We start from the raw sequence: 14952 nt of genomic DNA on the forward strand, positions 1-14952 counted from the left end.
CCGGCCGTAGGGATTCTGTGCGGTGTGCCGCGGGGAGCGGTCTGCGGCGTCGTGCCCGGGCCGCTCGGTTCCACGCCGGCCCTGCCGTGGCTGCCGGTCACGGCGCTGCCGTTGCCGCGACACCGGCGCCGGACCCGTCCGCCCGCCCTGCGGCGGCGTGGACGACGACCGCGGTCATCACCAGGCCCGCCCGTACGGCCCAGCGTCCTGCGAAGCCGGTCAGTACCGCATCGCCGAGCCGCCATCCGGGCACCAGCAGCCGCGCGGTGAAGGTCCCGTCGTCCGGGTCGAAGGAGAGGAGTGCGTCCTCGAACTCCAGCGGACGCCCGGTCATCGGGAACCACGCCTTGTACACCGACTCCTTGGCGCTGAACAGCATCCGGTCCCAGGGCAACGGCGGTGCGCCGTGAGAGTTGCGCGGGAGCCCGGCGCGCTCCGCGGGCAGCGCCACGGCTTCCAGCACCCCGTCCGGCAGCGGCTCCGCCGGTTCGGCGTCGACGCCGAGGGCGAGCACCTCCGTGGACCGTGCGACGGCCGCGGCGGCGTACCCCTCACAGTGGGTGAGGGCGCCGACGAGCCCGGACGGCCAGCGCGGTTCCCCGCGGGGTCCCGGCAGGATCGGTACGGGCGGGAAGCCGAGCCGGGCCATCGCCCGGCGGGCACACCAGCGGCCCGCCGCAAACTCGCGTTGACGCTTGGCGACCGCGCGGGCGACAAGGGGCTCTTCGTCGGGCAGGAGCGCCGCAGCCGGCGGCTCGCCGAAGATCTCCGCCGCGGAGACCGTGTCCGGCAGTAACGCGTCGATCATCGCGGGGTCTCCTTTCCGTGCTGCGGTGAGGGCACGCCTGTCGGGGCGTCGGCGCGGAGCGGTGGCTCACGGCGCAGGGACCGACACTAGAACGCGCGCCCGGGCAGAACCACCGCAGCGGGTGACCGCATCTCAAGTACCGGGGAAACGACCAGACTTTCCCGCCCCGGAGGGCTGCTCCGCCCCGCCGATCGGGCTTCTTTAGGGATTTCCCGAGCGTTGTCCCTGCTCCAATGGCCCGCAGCGAATCGTCACCCCGAAAATCGGTCGCCACACAGTCGAGCGGGCGCGGAGAAGGGCAGTTGACCATGCTGATGAACGAAATGAACGCACTGCTTCGTGGAGGCTCCAGCACCTACGTCGCAGAAGAGGAACGGGTCCGCTATGTGCCCGACATGGCCTCCCCCCTCAAGCTGCTCTGCGGCAACCGCTATGAGCACTTCGAGCCGACGGCGGAACGCGTCCGGCAGGACGGTCACACACTCCGGGTGTTCGTCTGGACGGGCTGCACCTACGTGGCCGAATAGCTCCGCCGGCCGGTGCCCGTCTCACCGCCGGAACGTGCTGATCTGCGCCCGGCCCTCCGCGACCTGCGGAGGGCCGGGCCTTTGTCTTTCGATGGACTCCGGCCCGGGTACTCCTTGCGGGATGCCCCTCGCGACGGGCCGGCTCCGGGGTTGTGCGGCCTCTGGACGCGTAGCCGATTCGCGGTCCGTGTGCACCCCTCATTCTCAGGGACTACCCGGTTTCCACGCCTGCTACCAGCGAGCGAGGAAAGCGGACGCTTTCGGCTGACGCGGCGGCAACTCGACGCGGCCTAACGTGTTGTCCGTCCCGACAGGGATGCCACGAAAGGGATCAGCATGATTGCAGTAAAGGGATTGTCCAAGCGCTACGGCGATAAATTCGCCGTCGATAACCTGGATTTCACCGTAAAGCCGGGCCGCGTCACCGGATTTCTGGGGCCGAACGGGGCGGGGAAGTCCACCACGCTGCGGATGATCGTCGGTCTGGACCGGCCGACCTCGGGCTCCGCCACGGTCTGTGGACGCCCGTACCGCGACCTTCCCAGTCCCTTGCGCACCGTCGGTGCCTTGTTGGAGGCGCGGGCGGTGCACAGTGGCCGGACCGCGCGGGAGCACCTGCGCGGGCTCGCCGCGTCCAACCGCCTGCCGCGGCAGCGAGTTGACGAGGTCCTGGCGAGGGTCGGTCTGACCGATACCGCTCGTCGGCGGGTGGGCGCCTTCTCGCTCGGCATGGGCCAGCGCCTGGGTATCGCAGCGGCGCTGCTGGGAGACCCGGAGATCGTCATTCTCGACGAGCCGGTCAACGGCCTCGATCCCGAAGGCATCCAGTGGGTGCGGGAGCTCATGCGCGGTATGGCCGAAGAGGGCCGTACGGTGCTGGTCTCCTCCCACCTGATGAGCGAGATGCAGGACACCGCGGACCATCTGATCGTGATCGGTCGTGGCCGGCTGGCGGCCGACTGCTCGATGACGGAGTTCCTTGCCCGCAGCGCCCACAACGGCGTGGTGGTCCGTACGCCCCACGCCGTGGAGCTGGTGCCGTTGCTGCGGCGTGCGGGCGGCACCATCGACGACGGCTCGACGGGCCGGGGCGAGCCTCCGGGCGAGAACGCTCCCCTGGTGGTGAAGGGCCTCGATGCCCGGCGGATCGGGGAGCTGGCGGGCCGGCACGGCCTGTGGCTGCATGAACTGGCGCCCCAGCGGGTGTCTTTGCAGGAAGCCTTCATGGAACTCACCGCGGACGCAGTCGAATACCGGGCGACGGAAGAGGGACGAGCCGCGTGAAGACCGCAACGGGCACGATCGAGGCCACCCCAGCAGCAGCGCGGAGCGAGGGCCGGGCTGCGCGCATCCGCCTCATCGACGCGGCCGCCTTCGAATGGATCAAGGTCCGGTCCCTTCGGTCGACGTGGTGGACGTGGTTCGCCGCCGGCTTCGTCACGATCGGTATCGCTGTGGTCGGCGCCGGGAACGCGCAACCGGGCGAGCCCTCGGGGGCCGTGCTGGGAAAGCTGCTCGGCGGCATCCAGCTCGGGCAGATCGCTGTCTGCCTCTTCGGCGTACTCGCGGCCACCTCGGAGTACGGCACCGGCTCGATCCGCAGCACCTTCACGGCCGTCCCGCTGCGACCGCGGCTGTTGACGGCCAAGGCGCTGGTCGTGGGTGCGGTCTCCGTGATCGTGGGGACGGTCATCACCTTCGGCTGTGTCCTCGTGGGCTCGCTCGGCCTGGGCAGCGACGTCCCCTCGCCGTCCCTGGCCGACGGGTCGGTGCTGCGTGTGTGCCTGGGTGGCGGTGTCTATCTGGGATTCCTCGGCGTGTTCGCCCTCGCACTGGGCCTGGTCATGAGGGCCACCGCCGGTGGTATCACCGCTGCCACCAGCATCACCTTCGTACTGCCCAACATGATGATGTTCCTCGGTGAGACCGGCGAGACGGTCTCCAAGTGGTGGCCCACGGACGCGGGGGCCCAGATACTCCAGAAGGAGTCCGTCACGGGCAGCCTGGCGCCCTTCCCCGGGCTCGCCTACTTCGCGCTCATCACCGTCCTTGCCGTCGTCGGCACGATCGTCCTGACCAACCGGCGCGACGCCTGACAGCACGACGCCTCACCGGCACCTCACCGCGGGAACGGCCCTGCCCGGGCGTCGACGGGCAGGGCCAGCAGCGGCAGGCGAGGGCCGCCAGGATGCCCGCCCCGGCGCACCTCCGTCGGGCTCGCCCCGTGTGGTGAGGGCCCGTTGGCCTGACGGTAGGGACAGCCCCAGGGCGGATACGCCAGCTGACCGGGCTGGAAGCGAGAGTGGTCGTGCGTAGCGTCGGTGGCATGAATTCCGCATCCCCAGGCCGCAGTTCATGTTCCGTATTCCGTTGGCTGAGCACCGCGATGGCCCTGGCCGTCCTGGTCGGCCTGGCCGCTACGACGGTGACGGCCTGTTCCGCCCCGGCGGCGGCACCCCGCAGCGAACGCGGACAGCTGGTGTCCGCTCAGCAGGTCAACTCGCTGCCCGCGAAGAAGGATGTTGCTACGGCGTTGGGCACCACCGGATTCGACGCGCGTACGGTGCGGTTCGGGGTGGACGCCTACCGGTTGGTGTACCGCACCGTGGACCCCGAAGGCCGGCCGACCACCGCCAGCGGACTGCTGGTGCTGCCCCGCAGCCGCGAACACCGTTTACGGACGGTGTCGTTCGCCCATGGCACCGCCAGTTACCGGCACGACGTCCCGTCCTCCAGAGGCAGGGGCGGATTCGTGTCCTCGCCCGCCCTCATATACGCGTCCGCCGGATTCGCCGCTGTCGCCCCGGACTACCTCGGCCTCGGCACCGGTCCGGGACTCCACCCCTGGATGGATGTGCCGTCCGAGACGACCGCCTCGCTGGACATGCTGCGGGCGGCCCGTGCCTTCGTTCCGCGCAAGGGCCGGGCGCTGGGGCACGAAGTGCTGGTCACGGGGTTCTCCCAGGGCGCCTCGGCGGCGATGGGGCTCGCACGGTCGCTTCAGGCCGGCGACGACCGGTGGTTCCGCCTCAAGGCCGTCGCGCCGGTCAGCGGGGCCTACGACTTCCGGAACGCCGAGCTGCCGGCACTGCTCAACGGCTCTCTCGCCCCGAAGGAGAGCGTGCTGTACGCGGCGTATTTCCTCGTCGCATGGAACCGGCTGCACCCTGTGTACGACTCGCCGTCCGAGGTCTTCCGGGCACCGTACGACGACACGGTGGAGGCACTGTTCGACGGTTCGCACACCGGCCGGCAGCTCTTCGCCGGGACGCCGGACACCGTCAGCGCACTGCTCACCCCGCGCGGCTTCGACCTGCTGCGCCACCCGCCCGGCCGGCTGGCCGCGGCACTGCGGGTGGCCGACCGCACCTGCGCCTGGACACCACGCGTCCCGGTCCGGCTGTACATAGCCCGGGCGGACGAGCAGGCGGCCAGGGCCAACACCGACCACTGCAAGGCCGCGTTGCGGTCGCACGGCGTGAAAGCGGCGGTCGTCGATCTCGGTACCCCGGACTTCGAGGGCTCCAGGCACCTTGGCTCCAGCGTCGCGGGCACGGCGGCAATCGTCCGCTGGTTCAGACAGCTGCGCTGAGGGACGTCGGACGGCACGACCGGTGCTGCCACTGTGGCCCGCCCGGCCCGCCATATGAGCCGCGGACGGATGTGGCGGAGCCGAAGCACGGTGAGTGTCACCGGCTCCGGCGCTCCGCCCATCGTCCGGGCCGCCCAGCAGCCCCGATGGAGAGAAGCTGTGTCAGAACCCGTGCCCCGGGCCGTGGCGGAAGCCGCTTCGGCCGGTCACAGGCCGGTGACCTCCCCGGCCCTCTTCAGTGCGGAACCGAGCGTGCCCATCATGGAGTCGCGCCGCCTCTCGCGCGCCGCCCGGTCCGCGGGCGCCAGCCGCGCGGCGGCCTGCACGGCATAGGCGTCCGGGTCGCCGAAGGCATCCCGCGGGTGCTCTCCCGTCTCCGCGCAGTGCGCCGTGACCTCCTTGACCGCCTGGAGCATGACCGCCCGGTCCACCCCCGGCTGCATGACCATTCGTACCTGGAGCCGCGCCATCCACTTCTCGCGGTCCTTCTCCCGCGCCGCGTCCGTCGCCTGGTCCTTCTTCTTGTCCTTCTTCGCCACGTGCTCTCCCTGGTGATCAGCAGCCGTCCGTTCACGGAGGGGGACGCGGGGACATCGAAGGGGGTTGCGGCAGCGAGCAGTTGATGAGTTTCAGGTGACTGCCGGACGCCACAGGACGGACGTACGTACTCCGTGACGGCGGCGTCACCAGGGCTGCGCCGTTCCGGCGGTGAGGGGGGAGCCGATCCGTGCTCCGACTCCGATGAATTACGTTGATCATGCAGGGACCGGCGCCGGGGCCTTGCGCGCAGGATGGATCTGCCTGTCGGCAAGGGCAGTTCAGCGACCCCCGACCGGCCGGCGCGCCACAGACGGCGCCGGTGGGGAAACGGCCGGCAACGACGTCACCAGAATCGGAGAACAGCAATGCGGTACCAGCCGTCCGCGCAGCGTGACACGCGCGGTACGCCTTCCCTCGCGAGGCCGACCTCGCGTCGCCGGCTACTGGGGGTGTCCGGCGCGGCCCTCCTCACAGCGGCCTGCGACCCCCAGGGAGGCAGGCAGTCGGGTGGCGAGGGGAGTGTGCGGCCGGACGCGAAGGGCGGCGGCGCACCCACCGGCGAGGCGCCGAACGGCGCGCTCGGGGTGAACTTCAACGAGGACCCCTCCGACATGAACTTCCCCCAGGTGAGGGCCCTTTCGGCGAAGTGGGTGCGCGGCTTCGTCCCGATGACGGACGACCTCGACACACACGCTCCGGCCCAGCAGCGGTCCATCGCCAGACTGCTCGACGCGAGCGGGAACGGCTTCAGGACGGTCCTCTCACTGAAGTTCCCCTTCCTGACTCTCGGGCAGTCGCTTCCCAAGGCGGGCAGCAGGGAGATGGAAGCGCAACTGAAGCGTGTGGACCGGGTGCTGCACGCCGTCATGGGGAAGACGGACATCCTCACCCTCGGCAACGAGCCCTTCCTCGAAACCAAGAAGGACGAGCGCGATGCGCGCCTCAACGTGTTCTACGAGCACCTCGCCGAACACGTCATCGGCTACCGCAGGAAGCACTTCCCGCACGGCTGCCGGACCCGCCTGTACATGGGGGCGCTCAATCGCCTCGACGAGAAGGACGGGCGCACCCCGGCCACCGAGCGGTGGGTCGCCTTCGTCAACAGGAAGCCGGAGCTCGAGGGCCTCGACATCCATCCGCACGTCGACTCCCTGCAGGCGGCCGGCAAGTACGTCCAGTACGTCGTGTCCCGCCTGGCCAACGGCAAGAAGTTCCTCGCCACGGAGTTCTCCCTGGTGCAGCACTGGGAAGAGCACCTGGCCGACAAGATCCCGGCGGCCTACGCCGAGAAGTACGAGGTGCCCCCGGACACCCGCGTGTGGCAGGTGATCGGCAACGCGATCGAGAAGCCCTTCTCCCAGCAGAGGTGGGACGACTTCCTCGCGATGAGTCCGTGGTTCGCCTCCCACAAGGACTATCTGACGCGGCAGACGCAGATGTTCCGGGAGACCGGGAAGCTCGCGGTGGCCACCTACGGGGTGTCCCAGATCGCATCCATGCAGACGGGCTGGGGCGCTGACAAAAAGCCCTGGATACTCAACCCGCTGTATGCGAACCGCACGGTCCGGGAGGAAAACGGAAGGGTCGGGCGGACCAGCGTCTGGTTCGACTCGTTCCGTGCCCTGCAGGAGTCCTGAGCCACTCACCGGGGTGCGGAACGAGGCAGTCGCACGGCACGGGCTCCCTACTCCACCGCGTACAGCAGATTGTACTCGGCGCCATCCGCCCTGAAGCGCAGACTGCGCTCACCGGGCGTATCCGTGATCCACTGCTCCCCGAGCTTGCCGTCCCCGGCCGTTCCGCCGCCCTCCCCGAGGGAGACCGCGATCGTTCCCGTGAAGTCGCAGTCGTACTTGACGGTGTACATCCGGTCTCCCAGCACCGTCCCGTTCCATACGGTGCCACGATTCTGGACCATCAGCTTCGGCTCGTCGGAGCCGCTCCAGCCCTCAGTCGTGACGCACTTGAGCTTCTCCAGATAGAGCTTGGCCATACCGTCCCCTGTGCAGGATTCTTCTCGACACTGCACATCCTGCCGAGCCCCAATAAACGATCACTAAACGCACGGGCGGTGCGCCCGTGAGCGCGCCCGAGGGTCTTAGAACGGGCGATACGAACACCGTTCGCGCCCAGCCGGGAGTGGTGACGCCTTCTTGACCGTCATTTGCACCGTACGTGAGGATCTCCGCAGGTACTGACAGATGGTGAGAGGACGGACATGTCCTGAGAAGCCGGGGAGGCGGAGGAACTCAGGACAACCAGCCGGGCCCTCACACCGACACCACATGACCGGGCCGCGCACCGATGACGGCGGCCGAATCCGGGAGGGACGATCGTGGCAGGGCACTTCATCCTCAGCAGCATCACCAACTCCGACATCGCGCTGGCGGTACAGAAGGGCGCGAACTGGTCCGCTGTCCAGCACGCCGACATCGGCTGGAACACCGCATCACGCGACGTGCTGTCCAAAGCGCTGAACGGTCAGCCGATCGGCAACCGCGACGGGCTCCCGCCGCACCGCTATCTGGAGTCCAAGTTCAGCACCGGCCCCACGCTGGAGAAGTACCTGCGGGGCGCGGGCTGGGCAGACACGCTCATCCGGCCGGACAGCGCCGGTCTCGGCCTGCGCGAGCTGAGCCCCAAGGCCAGGGCCGCGTGGGACCGCGGTGACCGCACCGCGGCGCTGGTCGAGCAGTTCCTGCACGGCACCGCGACAGTCGAGGTGTACTACATCAGCGGGACCGAGATGAGCTGAGCGAGGTAGCCACCTCGGTCAGCTGACGGTCCAGGAATGCGGCGAGGTCGCAGTTGCCGGACTATGGATCTGTCCCAAATAAGCGGTGGGCGGACGGAGTTGGCGCTGTGGTGACGGGCCGTCCGCCTTGCGCGGGCGCGCCCGTCCCGCTCAGGCGGTGTGTGAGGCGTGGCGCCGGGTGACGGCGAGGATGGCCATGTCGTCCACGTGGGCGCCCTCGGTCCAGTGGCCGACGTCCTTGGTCAGGGTGTCCACCAGGGTCTCGGGGTCCGTGAACGACCGGCCCAGGCGGGCCGAGGATGCCGGGTCGTAGAACGTGCCCCGCTTGTCCCGTGCCTCGGTGACCCCGTCCGTGACCAGCAGCAGTGAGGCGCCCCGGGGCAGCCGCACCACATCGACCGGTGCGGCCGCCTCCGGGGTGATATCGCCCAGCCCCACACCGAGGGGCAGCTGCGGGGCGGTCGGGTCGAGTCGTAGGGGCTGCGCGTCGTGCACCAGGTACGGGGGCGGGTGCCCGCGGTTGACGAGGCTCAGCCGTTCGCCGTCGGCGGAGACCTCGGCCAGCACGGCGGTGGTGAAGCCCTCGCTGGAGATCACCGGCCCGCTCCGGGCGGCCGCCCTGGCCAGCGCCTCGTCCAGCCGCTGCCCCAGCGCGGTCAGGGTGGGGGCGTATTCGGCCTCCTGACGGAAGGCGCCGAGTGCGACGGACACGGCGGCGACGGCCTTGAGGCCCTTGCCCCGCACATCACCGATGATCATCCGCACCCCGAAGGGTGTCTCCTGCACCGCGTAGAAGTCGCCGCCGATCCGCGCCTCGGCCTGCGCCGCGGTGTACCCGGCGGCCACGGCCAGTGGTCCGGCCTCCCGCGGCGGGTCCGGGAGCACCGCCCGCTGGACCGCCTCCGCGACGTCCCTGGCCAGCGCCAGATCGCGGCCCTGCCGCACGATGAGCCGGTTCACCCCGAGCGCGAGCACACCGATCAGGCCGACTACGGCCAGATCGACGAGCAGCGGCGTCGCCGGGCGTCCGCGTTCGAGGTCCAGGGCCACCGAGGCCACACAGGTGACACACACGACGGCGAGTGCGGAGCGAAAGGTGAGGGTGGCTCCGGCGACGAGCGGTGCGGCGGCCAGCAGCGGCAGACCTAGGTACGGCTCGGGTGCGAAGAGGTTCAGCAGGACGCCGGCCAGCAGGGCCAGCGCCGCGAGTATCCAGGGCACCTTCGCCGGCGTGGGTTGCAGGCCATTCACAGTGCATCTCCTGCTGCCGGGCCGCGCTCGCGACGCGGAGGGACCGGAGGCCACCGCACGGTACCGGGTGTGCCGGTCCATTGGCTTCACATATACGCCTCACGGGCTGGATGCGCGCGTTACGGCGGCGCCGCACCCGTCCTCGCGGCGGCGCTTAGCCGGACTCGGCCCCTCGCGCGGCCAGCGCGGAGAACCAGCGCAGCCCCGGTGTGGTCGCGCCGACCAGCGCCACGGCGCCGATGCACAGCAGGCCGCCGCTGACCAGGGCCGCCGTGCCAGAGGTGGCGTCCGCGACGAGGCCGCCGCGCATGTTGCCGAGGTCCGGTCCGGCCTGGCCGACGATCTGTTCGGCGGCGCTGACCCGGCCGAGCAGGGCGTCGGGGGTGTGCAGCTGCACGAGGGTGCTCCGGGAGACGACGGAGACGGTGTCGGCGGCGCCCGCCACGGCCAGGAAGGCCAGCCCGGTCCAGGGGTCGGCCGCCAGGCCGAACAGGGCGAGGGCCGTGCCCCAGGTGGCCGCGCCGCCGAGCATCACGAGACCGGGGCGGGCGAGGCGGGTGAAGCTCCCGGCGAAGAGGGAGGCGAGGACCCCGCCGACCGCGACGGCGGTCAGGAAGAGTCCGAGGGTACGGGGGTCGTTGCCGAAGCGTTCCGCGTTGACCTGCGGAAACAGGCTGATCGGCATGGAGAGCACGGTGGTGGCCAGGTCCGTGAGGAGCGCTCCGCGGATGACGGGGGTGCGGACCAGGAAGGCCAGGCCGTCCGCCACGCCGCGCAGACCGGGGCGGGCGGGCTCGTCGCCGGGGGCCATCCGCGGCAGACCGCATGCCCCGTACAGCGCGGCGGCGAAAGTGAGCGCGTCGATCAGGTAGCAGCCGCCGACACCCAGTCCGCCCACGATCAGCCCGCCCAGTGCCGGGCCCGTCAGCATGGCGCCCTGGAAGGAGATCCGGTTCAACGCCAGCCCGGCGGCGAGCTGTTGCTCCGGCAGCAGACGAGGAAGGAAGGTGCGGGCGGCCGGCCCGCCGCCGGCCGCGAAGCAGGACTGCGCCGCGACCAGCGACAGCACCCCCGCGGTCGGAAGGTGCCCGAAGAGGCCCTGGAGGGCGAGCAGCGCCACACAGACGGCCTGGCCGATGGTGGTGATCAGGTAGACGGTCCGCCGGTCCACCCGGTCGACGAGCGAACCGGCGAAGAGTCCGAGCGCGAGGAGGGGGACGGCCTGGGCCAGGCCGACGGCACCGGTCCAGACGGTGCTGTGGGTCGTCTGCCAGACCTGGAACATCACGGCGACCAGGGTCATCTGACCGCCGAGCCGGGAGAGCGTCTGACCGAGCCACAGCCGCCGGAACGGCGCCGATCGCCGCAACGGGGTCAGATCGAGCAGCGCGTGCCTCACTCCCATGCCGGGTCCTCGGCCAGCCGCTCGGCGATCCGGTCGTGGAAGCTCTTGCGCGCGAGGGCCTGTTCGACGTCGGCGACGGCCCGGCTCAGCGGATAGGGCACCTCGGCCTCGATCTCGGCGAGCGCCGCCTCGGTGGCGCGCCACTCCGCGGCCAGCCGTCCGACGAGGCCACGGGCCCGGTCCGTGAGCGTCACCTTCTTGCTGCGCGCGTCGTCGCCCGCCACGGTCTCCACCCAGCCGGCCGCCCGCATCGCGGCGACCTTCTGGCTGAGCGCGGAGTGGGTCCGGCCGACCGACTCGGCCAGCTCGGTGATGGTCATCGGCCCGCGGGCGTGCAGCCGGAGCAGTTCCCTGACGTAGCTCGGCTTGAGCCCGGCGATCCGGTGCTCGGCGTAGACCCGGGCGATGTCCGCGTCCATCGACGCCTGCAGCAGCCACAGCGGCCGCCAGAGGCTCTGGTCGGTGGGGTCGGGGGTGGGTTCGTCGGCCATGCGCGGATCGTAACAGTGCTTATGTAAGTGCTGTCAGATTATTTTCGGCCCAGCGGAGACCGGGCCCCGGCGGGACGGAGTGTGCGGGCGGCCGGTCCGGGTGGACCATGGAAGCCGAAGCACTCACCAGCGAAGGGGAGGCCACAGCCAGCGAGGTGGACGGGCCACGGACCGGAGCGAGGGGCCACCGGGGCCGTCGGGTGGAAGGAGTGCCCGGGTGAGCGCAGCCGACGGGCGTCCGGCCGGTGCCGGTCAGCCGAAGGGCAGGCGGCCACAGCCGAGCGGGCTGATGGACCTCCTCGGGGTGGCCGCGGTCCTGCTGGACGCCGAGGGCCGGATCGTGCTGTGGAGCCCGCAGGCCGAGGACCTGTACGGCTACACCTCCGAGGAGGCGCTCGGTCGGCATGCGGCGCCCCTGCTCGTGCACCAGGAGCACTGGGACCTGGTCATCGGGAAGTTCACCGGGGTCATGGAGACCGGCCGGAGCTGGAGCGGCACCTTCCCCGTCCGGCACAAGGACGGCACCGTGCGGCTGGTGGAGCTGCGCAACATGCGGCTGATGGACGACCACGGCGACTTCTACGCCCTCGGGCTCGCGACCGACTCCTCGACGCTCCGCGAGGTGGAGCGGGACGTCGCCCTGTCCACCCGGCTGATCTCCCAGTCCCCCATCGGGCTGGCGATGCTCGACACGGAACTGCGCTATGTGGCCGTCAATCCCGCGCTGGAGCGGATGCACGGCATCCCCGCGAAGGAGCATCTCGGGCGGCACTACCGCGAGATCATGACCGCCACCAAGTTCGAGGTGCCCGAGGCCGCGATGCGGCAGGTCCTCAAGACCGGGGTCCCCATGGTCGACCAGGCCACGGTCGTCGGCCGTACCCCCGCCGACCCGGGCCAGGAGCACGCCTGGTCGATCTCGCTGTACCGGCTGGAGGACCCGCACGGGCGGGTGCTGGGGGTGGCCGACCTGGTGGTGGACGTCACCGACCGGTACCAGGCAGCCAGGGAGGCCGCCGAGGCCCGGCAGCGGCTGGCCCTGATCGCCGACGGCTCCGCCCGGATCGGCACGACCCTGGAGGTGGAACAGACCGCGCGGGAGCTGGCCGAGGTCACCGTTCCCGAACTCGCCGACGTGGTGACGGTCGATGTGCTCGACTCCGTCCTGGACGAGCACCGCCCCGCCCGCGACGACGGCCGGGCGCTCTTCCGCGCGCTCGCGGTGAAGGCCGCCTACCCCACCGAAGCCGTCCAGGCCGCCGATCCGCCGGGCCATATCGCCGCGTACGAGACCGACCGCGTGGCCACCCAGTGCGTGCGCACCGGCCGTCCGATCCTCGTCCCGCACGCCGATGACCACGATCTGGCGCGCATCGCCCGTGACGACCACGCCGCCCGCCTGCTGGCCCGCGCCGGGGTGCACTCGTATCTGGTGGCCCCGCTCACCGCCCGCGGCCAGATCCTCGGCGTCCTGGGGCTCATCCGCACCGGCGACTCACCGCCCTTCGACGAGGACGACCTCGCGCTCGCGGTCGAGCTGGCCTCCCGCGCCGCCGTCTGCATCGACAACGCCCGCACGCACCAGAAGGTGCGCAACGCCGCCGAGACCCTGCAGCGCAGCCTGCTGCCCGACCATCCGCCGCACCGCCCCGGGCTCCGGCTCGCCTCCCGGTACCGGCCCGCGCAGGCCACCTACGAGATCGGCGGCGACTGGTACGACGTCCTCCCGCTCGACGGCGACAAGACCGCGCTGGTCGTGGGTGATGTGATGGGCAGCGGGATCGACGCCGCCGCGACCATGGGCCGGCTGCGCACCGCGACCTGCGCCTTCGCCGACCTCGATCTCGACCCCGCTCAGGTCCTCCAGCACCTCGACAAGATCACCTCGGATCTGGAGCACTACATCGCCACCTGTGTCTACGCGAGCTACGACCCGCACCGCGCGGTGTTCCACATCGCCACCGCAGGCCATCTGCCCCCCGCCCTCGTCCGCCGCGGCAAGCACCCCGAGTTCCTCGACCTGCCCACCGGCACACCGCTCGGCGTGGGCGGCGTCCCCTTCGAGACCACCACCTTCCGCCTCGACCCCGGCGACCAGCTGGTCCTGTACACCGACGGGCTGGTGGAGACCCGCCACCACTCCCTCGACGAACGTCTGGACACCCTGCTCCGCCTGCTGAACCCGCCCGACGGCTCCCTGGAGGAGACCTGCGACCGGCTCCTGCGCGAACTGCGCCGCCCCGACGACCCGGACGATGTCGCCCTGCTGATCGCCGGCACCGAGCCGTTCACCCCCGACAAGGACTGAGGAACGATGCGCCGGCGCGGGACGGCCTCCGCGAGATGACCGAAATGGCGGTACCAAAACGACGGTACTGAAATGGCGGGGCCGGAACGGCGGGTCATAATCGACCATCCGCGAGCAAATTCCGACGTGAATTGATTACGCCAGGAATTGCCGCTTCGTTGCCTGGGATTTCCCCTTCCCCGCGACGGGGGCTTGTGTCCCTTTCTGGTGAATTCCGTGCGGATCGGCGCCCGGGGCCCTTCCCCTCCGGCGACACCGGACGGGCAGGCGATCATGCTCATGCCCGTCTCTCGCGGGGCAGCCGGCACCCGGCAGTGTGCTCGCGCCACCCATAAAGCTTAATCAGCCACCCGAATTCGGGGATTTCAAGTGGTGCGCCGTGACAATGCAACTGGCTGCGTGTCATATCACTACTGCGCCGCAGAAGGGCGACAGGGTGTCGCCCTTCCCAGCAGGCCGAAAGGAACATGTCCATGCGCACTGCCCGTACTCTGTTCGCCTCAGCCGTTCTCACCGCCATGTTCGCGGTCGCCGGTCCCACCGCGACCGCCGCGTCCGCGGTCGAGAACCACACCACGGACCACACCGCGTCGAGCAGTTCCGCCCACGACCACGACAGGTGCAAGCACGGACACAAGCGGGACCATCACAAGAAGGACCACCGCAGGAAGCACCACAAGAAGAACCACCACAAGCGCGATCACCACAGGTGGGACCACCACCGCCCGAGCGGTGGCGTGCACACCGGCGGCGGGGGCCTGATGGACTTCCTGCGCTAGGACGGGAACCGGCCGGTACCCGGCCCGGGTGCCGGCCGGTTCCTGTTGCCCTGTGGGGCGGGTTTGCTCTTCGGGAACCCGCCCCACAGCGGCGATTCGCCGTGGCGGGCAACGGCTGATAGGGAGGTGGCATGAGCGAAATACCTCCGGTTCTGACCGTGACCGCCATCAGCACCATTGGTGCCGCCGATGTTCACGACGACAACGCGGACTCCTGGGTGGTGATCGAAACCGCCGAGCAGGGGCAGCTGTTGCTCAACCTGCCCGGCCCCCTGTACCGGGCCGCAGTCCAGGCCACCGAGCTTCCGGCCGACCAGGCCGGCCCCGGCCGCCTGGCACTCACCGAGGACGAAGTCACCGCCTACCGCGCCCATATCGCGTCCCTGGCCCGCGCCGACCAGGAACCGCGCGCCTAAGGGGCCGGACCGCTGAGCGGAACGGAGCCGGCCTGAAGCCCGGAGCCGGCGGCTCGCGGCAGGCCTCTCGTCCGGCCGGG

General features: G+C 70.6%; 15 protein-coding genes. 9 read left to right on the plus strand and 6 right to left on the minus strand.

The window, feature by feature from the left end:
* Positions 1-97: 97 nt before the first annotated feature.
* Positions 98-808: a 4'-phosphopantetheinyl transferase gene (locus ACGFN2_RS06680; RefSeq protein WP_393358067.1), complete on the minus strand. Its 711-nt coding sequence runs from the start codon at positions 806-808 to the stop codon at positions 98-100.
* A 308-nt stretch (positions 809-1116) separates the two neighbouring features.
* On the opposite strand from ACGFN2_RS06680, the gene ACGFN2_RS06685 reads away from it, so the two are divergent.
* From ACGFN2_RS06685 to ACGFN2_RS06700, 4 genes are all read left to right on the plus strand, one after another.
* Positions 1117-1335, plus strand: coding sequence for a DUF5988 family protein (locus ACGFN2_RS06685; RefSeq protein WP_362611890.1), 219 nt, complete (start codon positions 1117-1119; stop codon positions 1333-1335).
* A 336-nt stretch (positions 1336-1671) separates the two neighbouring features.
* Positions 1672-2619: an ABC transporter ATP-binding protein gene (locus ACGFN2_RS06690; RefSeq protein WP_393358069.1), complete on the plus strand. Its 948-nt coding sequence runs from the start codon at positions 1672-1674 to the stop codon at positions 2617-2619.
* Entirely contained in the window at positions 2616-3431 is an 816-nt protein-coding gene (locus tag ACGFN2_RS06695) for an ABC transporter permease (protein ID WP_393358071.1), read from the plus strand. Before ACGFN2_RS06690 ends, ACGFN2_RS06695 begins: the two co-directional genes overlap by 4 nt.
* Before the next feature lie 230 nt (positions 3432-3661).
* A complete protein-coding gene (locus tag ACGFN2_RS06700) occupies positions 3662-4927 on the plus strand; it encodes an alpha/beta hydrolase family protein (RefSeq protein ID WP_393358073.1) in 1266 nt (421 codons plus the stop codon).
* A gap of 206 nt (positions 4928-5133) precedes the next feature.
* Here ACGFN2_RS06700 and ACGFN2_RS06705 read toward each other — a convergent pair whose 3' ends face one another.
* The gene (locus tag ACGFN2_RS06705; protein WP_362611913.1) at positions 5134-5397 is read right to left on the minus strand and encodes a hypothetical protein; all 264 of its coding nucleotides are present in this window, start codon (positions 5395-5397) and stop codon (positions 5134-5136) included.
* A gap of 591 nt (positions 5398-5988) precedes the next feature.
* On the opposite strand from ACGFN2_RS06705, the gene ACGFN2_RS06710 reads away from it, so the two are divergent.
* Positions 5989-7104, plus strand: a complete 1116-nt coding sequence (locus ACGFN2_RS06710; RefSeq protein ID WP_362611899.1) for a hypothetical protein — start codon at positions 5989-5991, stop codon at positions 7102-7104.
* A gap of 47 nt (positions 7105-7151) precedes the next feature.
* Here the strand turns inward: ACGFN2_RS06710 and ACGFN2_RS06715 are convergent, their stop codons facing one another.
* The gene (locus tag ACGFN2_RS06715; RefSeq protein ID WP_393358075.1) at positions 7152-7460 is read right to left on the minus strand and encodes a hypothetical protein; all 309 of its coding nucleotides are present in this window, start codon (positions 7458-7460) and stop codon (positions 7152-7154) included.
* Between the two features lie 342 nt (positions 7461-7802).
* Between ACGFN2_RS06715 and ACGFN2_RS06720 the strand changes: the two genes are divergently transcribed.
* Entirely contained in the window at positions 7803-8222 is a 420-nt protein-coding gene (locus ACGFN2_RS06720) for a hypothetical protein (RefSeq protein ID WP_362611903.1), read from the plus strand.
* 150 nt (positions 8223-8372) lie between these two features.
* On the opposite strand, the gene ACGFN2_RS06725 is transcribed toward ACGFN2_RS06720, so the two are convergent.
* From ACGFN2_RS06725 to ACGFN2_RS06735, 3 genes are all read right to left on the minus strand, one after another.
* Complete coding sequence (locus ACGFN2_RS06725; protein WP_393358077.1) at positions 8373-9473, minus strand: PP2C family protein-serine/threonine phosphatase; 1101 nt, start codon at positions 9471-9473, stop codon at positions 8373-8375.
* Between the two features lie 154 nt (positions 9474-9627).
* Positions 9628-10878, minus strand: coding sequence for an MFS transporter (locus ACGFN2_RS06730; RefSeq protein ID WP_393358079.1), 1251 nt, complete (start codon positions 10876-10878; stop codon positions 9628-9630).
* Positions 10869-11369 carry a MarR family winged helix-turn-helix transcriptional regulator gene (locus ACGFN2_RS06735; protein ID WP_393358081.1) on the minus strand — a complete coding sequence of 167 codons (501 nt, stop codon included), beginning with the start codon at positions 11367-11369 and terminating at the stop codon, positions 10869-10871. The genes ACGFN2_RS06730 and ACGFN2_RS06735 overlap by 10 nt, the downstream gene beginning before the upstream one ends.
* 217 nt (positions 11370-11586) lie before the next feature.
* Here ACGFN2_RS06735 and ACGFN2_RS06740 point away from each other — a divergent pair, with 217 nt between their 5' ends.
* From ACGFN2_RS06740 to ACGFN2_RS06750, 3 genes are all read left to right on the plus strand, one after another.
* Positions 11587-13677 carry a SpoIIE family protein phosphatase gene (locus tag ACGFN2_RS06740; protein ID WP_362611911.1) on the plus strand — a complete coding sequence of 697 codons (2091 nt, stop codon included), beginning with the start codon at positions 11587-11589 and terminating at the stop codon, positions 13675-13677.
* Between the two features lie 473 nt (positions 13678-14150).
* Positions 14151-14456: a hypothetical protein gene (locus tag ACGFN2_RS06745; protein WP_393358083.1), complete on the plus strand. Its 306-nt coding sequence runs from the start codon at positions 14151-14153 to the stop codon at positions 14454-14456.
* Positions 14457-14587: 131 nt separating this feature from the next.
* On the plus strand, positions 14588-14872 hold the full coding sequence (locus ACGFN2_RS06750) for a hypothetical protein (protein WP_362612520.1): 285 nt from the start codon (positions 14588-14590) through the stop codon (positions 14870-14872).
* The last annotated feature ends 80 nt before the right edge of the window (positions 14873-14952 follow it).

Origin of the sequence: Streptomyces sp. NPDC048612, from assembly GCF_043199295.1 — a bacterium.
Taxonomy (GTDB): domain Bacteria; phylum Actinomycetota; class Actinomycetes; order Streptomycetales; family Streptomycetaceae; genus Streptomyces.

What these genes read in the sequence shown, in the direction of transcription:
- ACGFN2_RS06730 (WP_393358079.1), bottom strand. Translation starts at nt 10,878, where the DNA reads ATGGGAGTGAGGCACGCGCTGCTCGATCTGACCCCGTTGCGGCGATCG.
- ACGFN2_RS06745 (WP_393358083.1), top strand. Translation starts at nt 14,151, where the DNA reads ATGCGCACTGCCCGTACTCTGTTCGCCTCAGCCGTTCTCACCGCCATG.
- ACGFN2_RS06735 (WP_393358081.1), bottom strand. Translation starts at nt 11,369, where the DNA reads ATGGCCGACGAACCCACCCCCGACCCCACCGACCAGAGCCTCTGGCGG.
- ACGFN2_RS06680 (WP_393358067.1), bottom strand. Translation starts at nt 808, where the DNA reads ATGATCGACGCGTTACTGCCGGACACGGTCTCCGCGGCGGAGATCTTC.
- ACGFN2_RS06700 (WP_393358073.1), top strand. Translation starts at nt 3,662, where the DNA reads ATGAATTCCGCATCCCCAGGCCGCAGTTCATGTTCCGTATTCCGTTGG.
- ACGFN2_RS06750 (WP_362612520.1), top strand. Translation starts at nt 14,588, where the DNA reads ATGAGCGAAATACCTCCGGTTCTGACCGTGACCGCCATCAGCACCATT.
- ACGFN2_RS06715 (WP_393358075.1), bottom strand. Translation starts at nt 7,460, where the DNA reads ATGGCCAAGCTCTATCTGGAGAAGCTCAAGTGCGTCACGACTGAGGGC.
- ACGFN2_RS06690 (WP_393358069.1), top strand. Translation starts at nt 1,672, where the DNA reads ATGATTGCAGTAAAGGGATTGTCCAAGCGCTACGGCGATAAATTCGCC.
- ACGFN2_RS06685 (WP_362611890.1), top strand. Translation starts at nt 1,117, where the DNA reads ATGCTGATGAACGAAATGAACGCACTGCTTCGTGGAGGCTCCAGCACC.
- ACGFN2_RS06705 (WP_362611913.1), bottom strand. Translation starts at nt 5,397, where the DNA reads ATGGCGCGGCTCCAGGTACGAATGGTCATGCAGCCGGGGGTGGACCGG.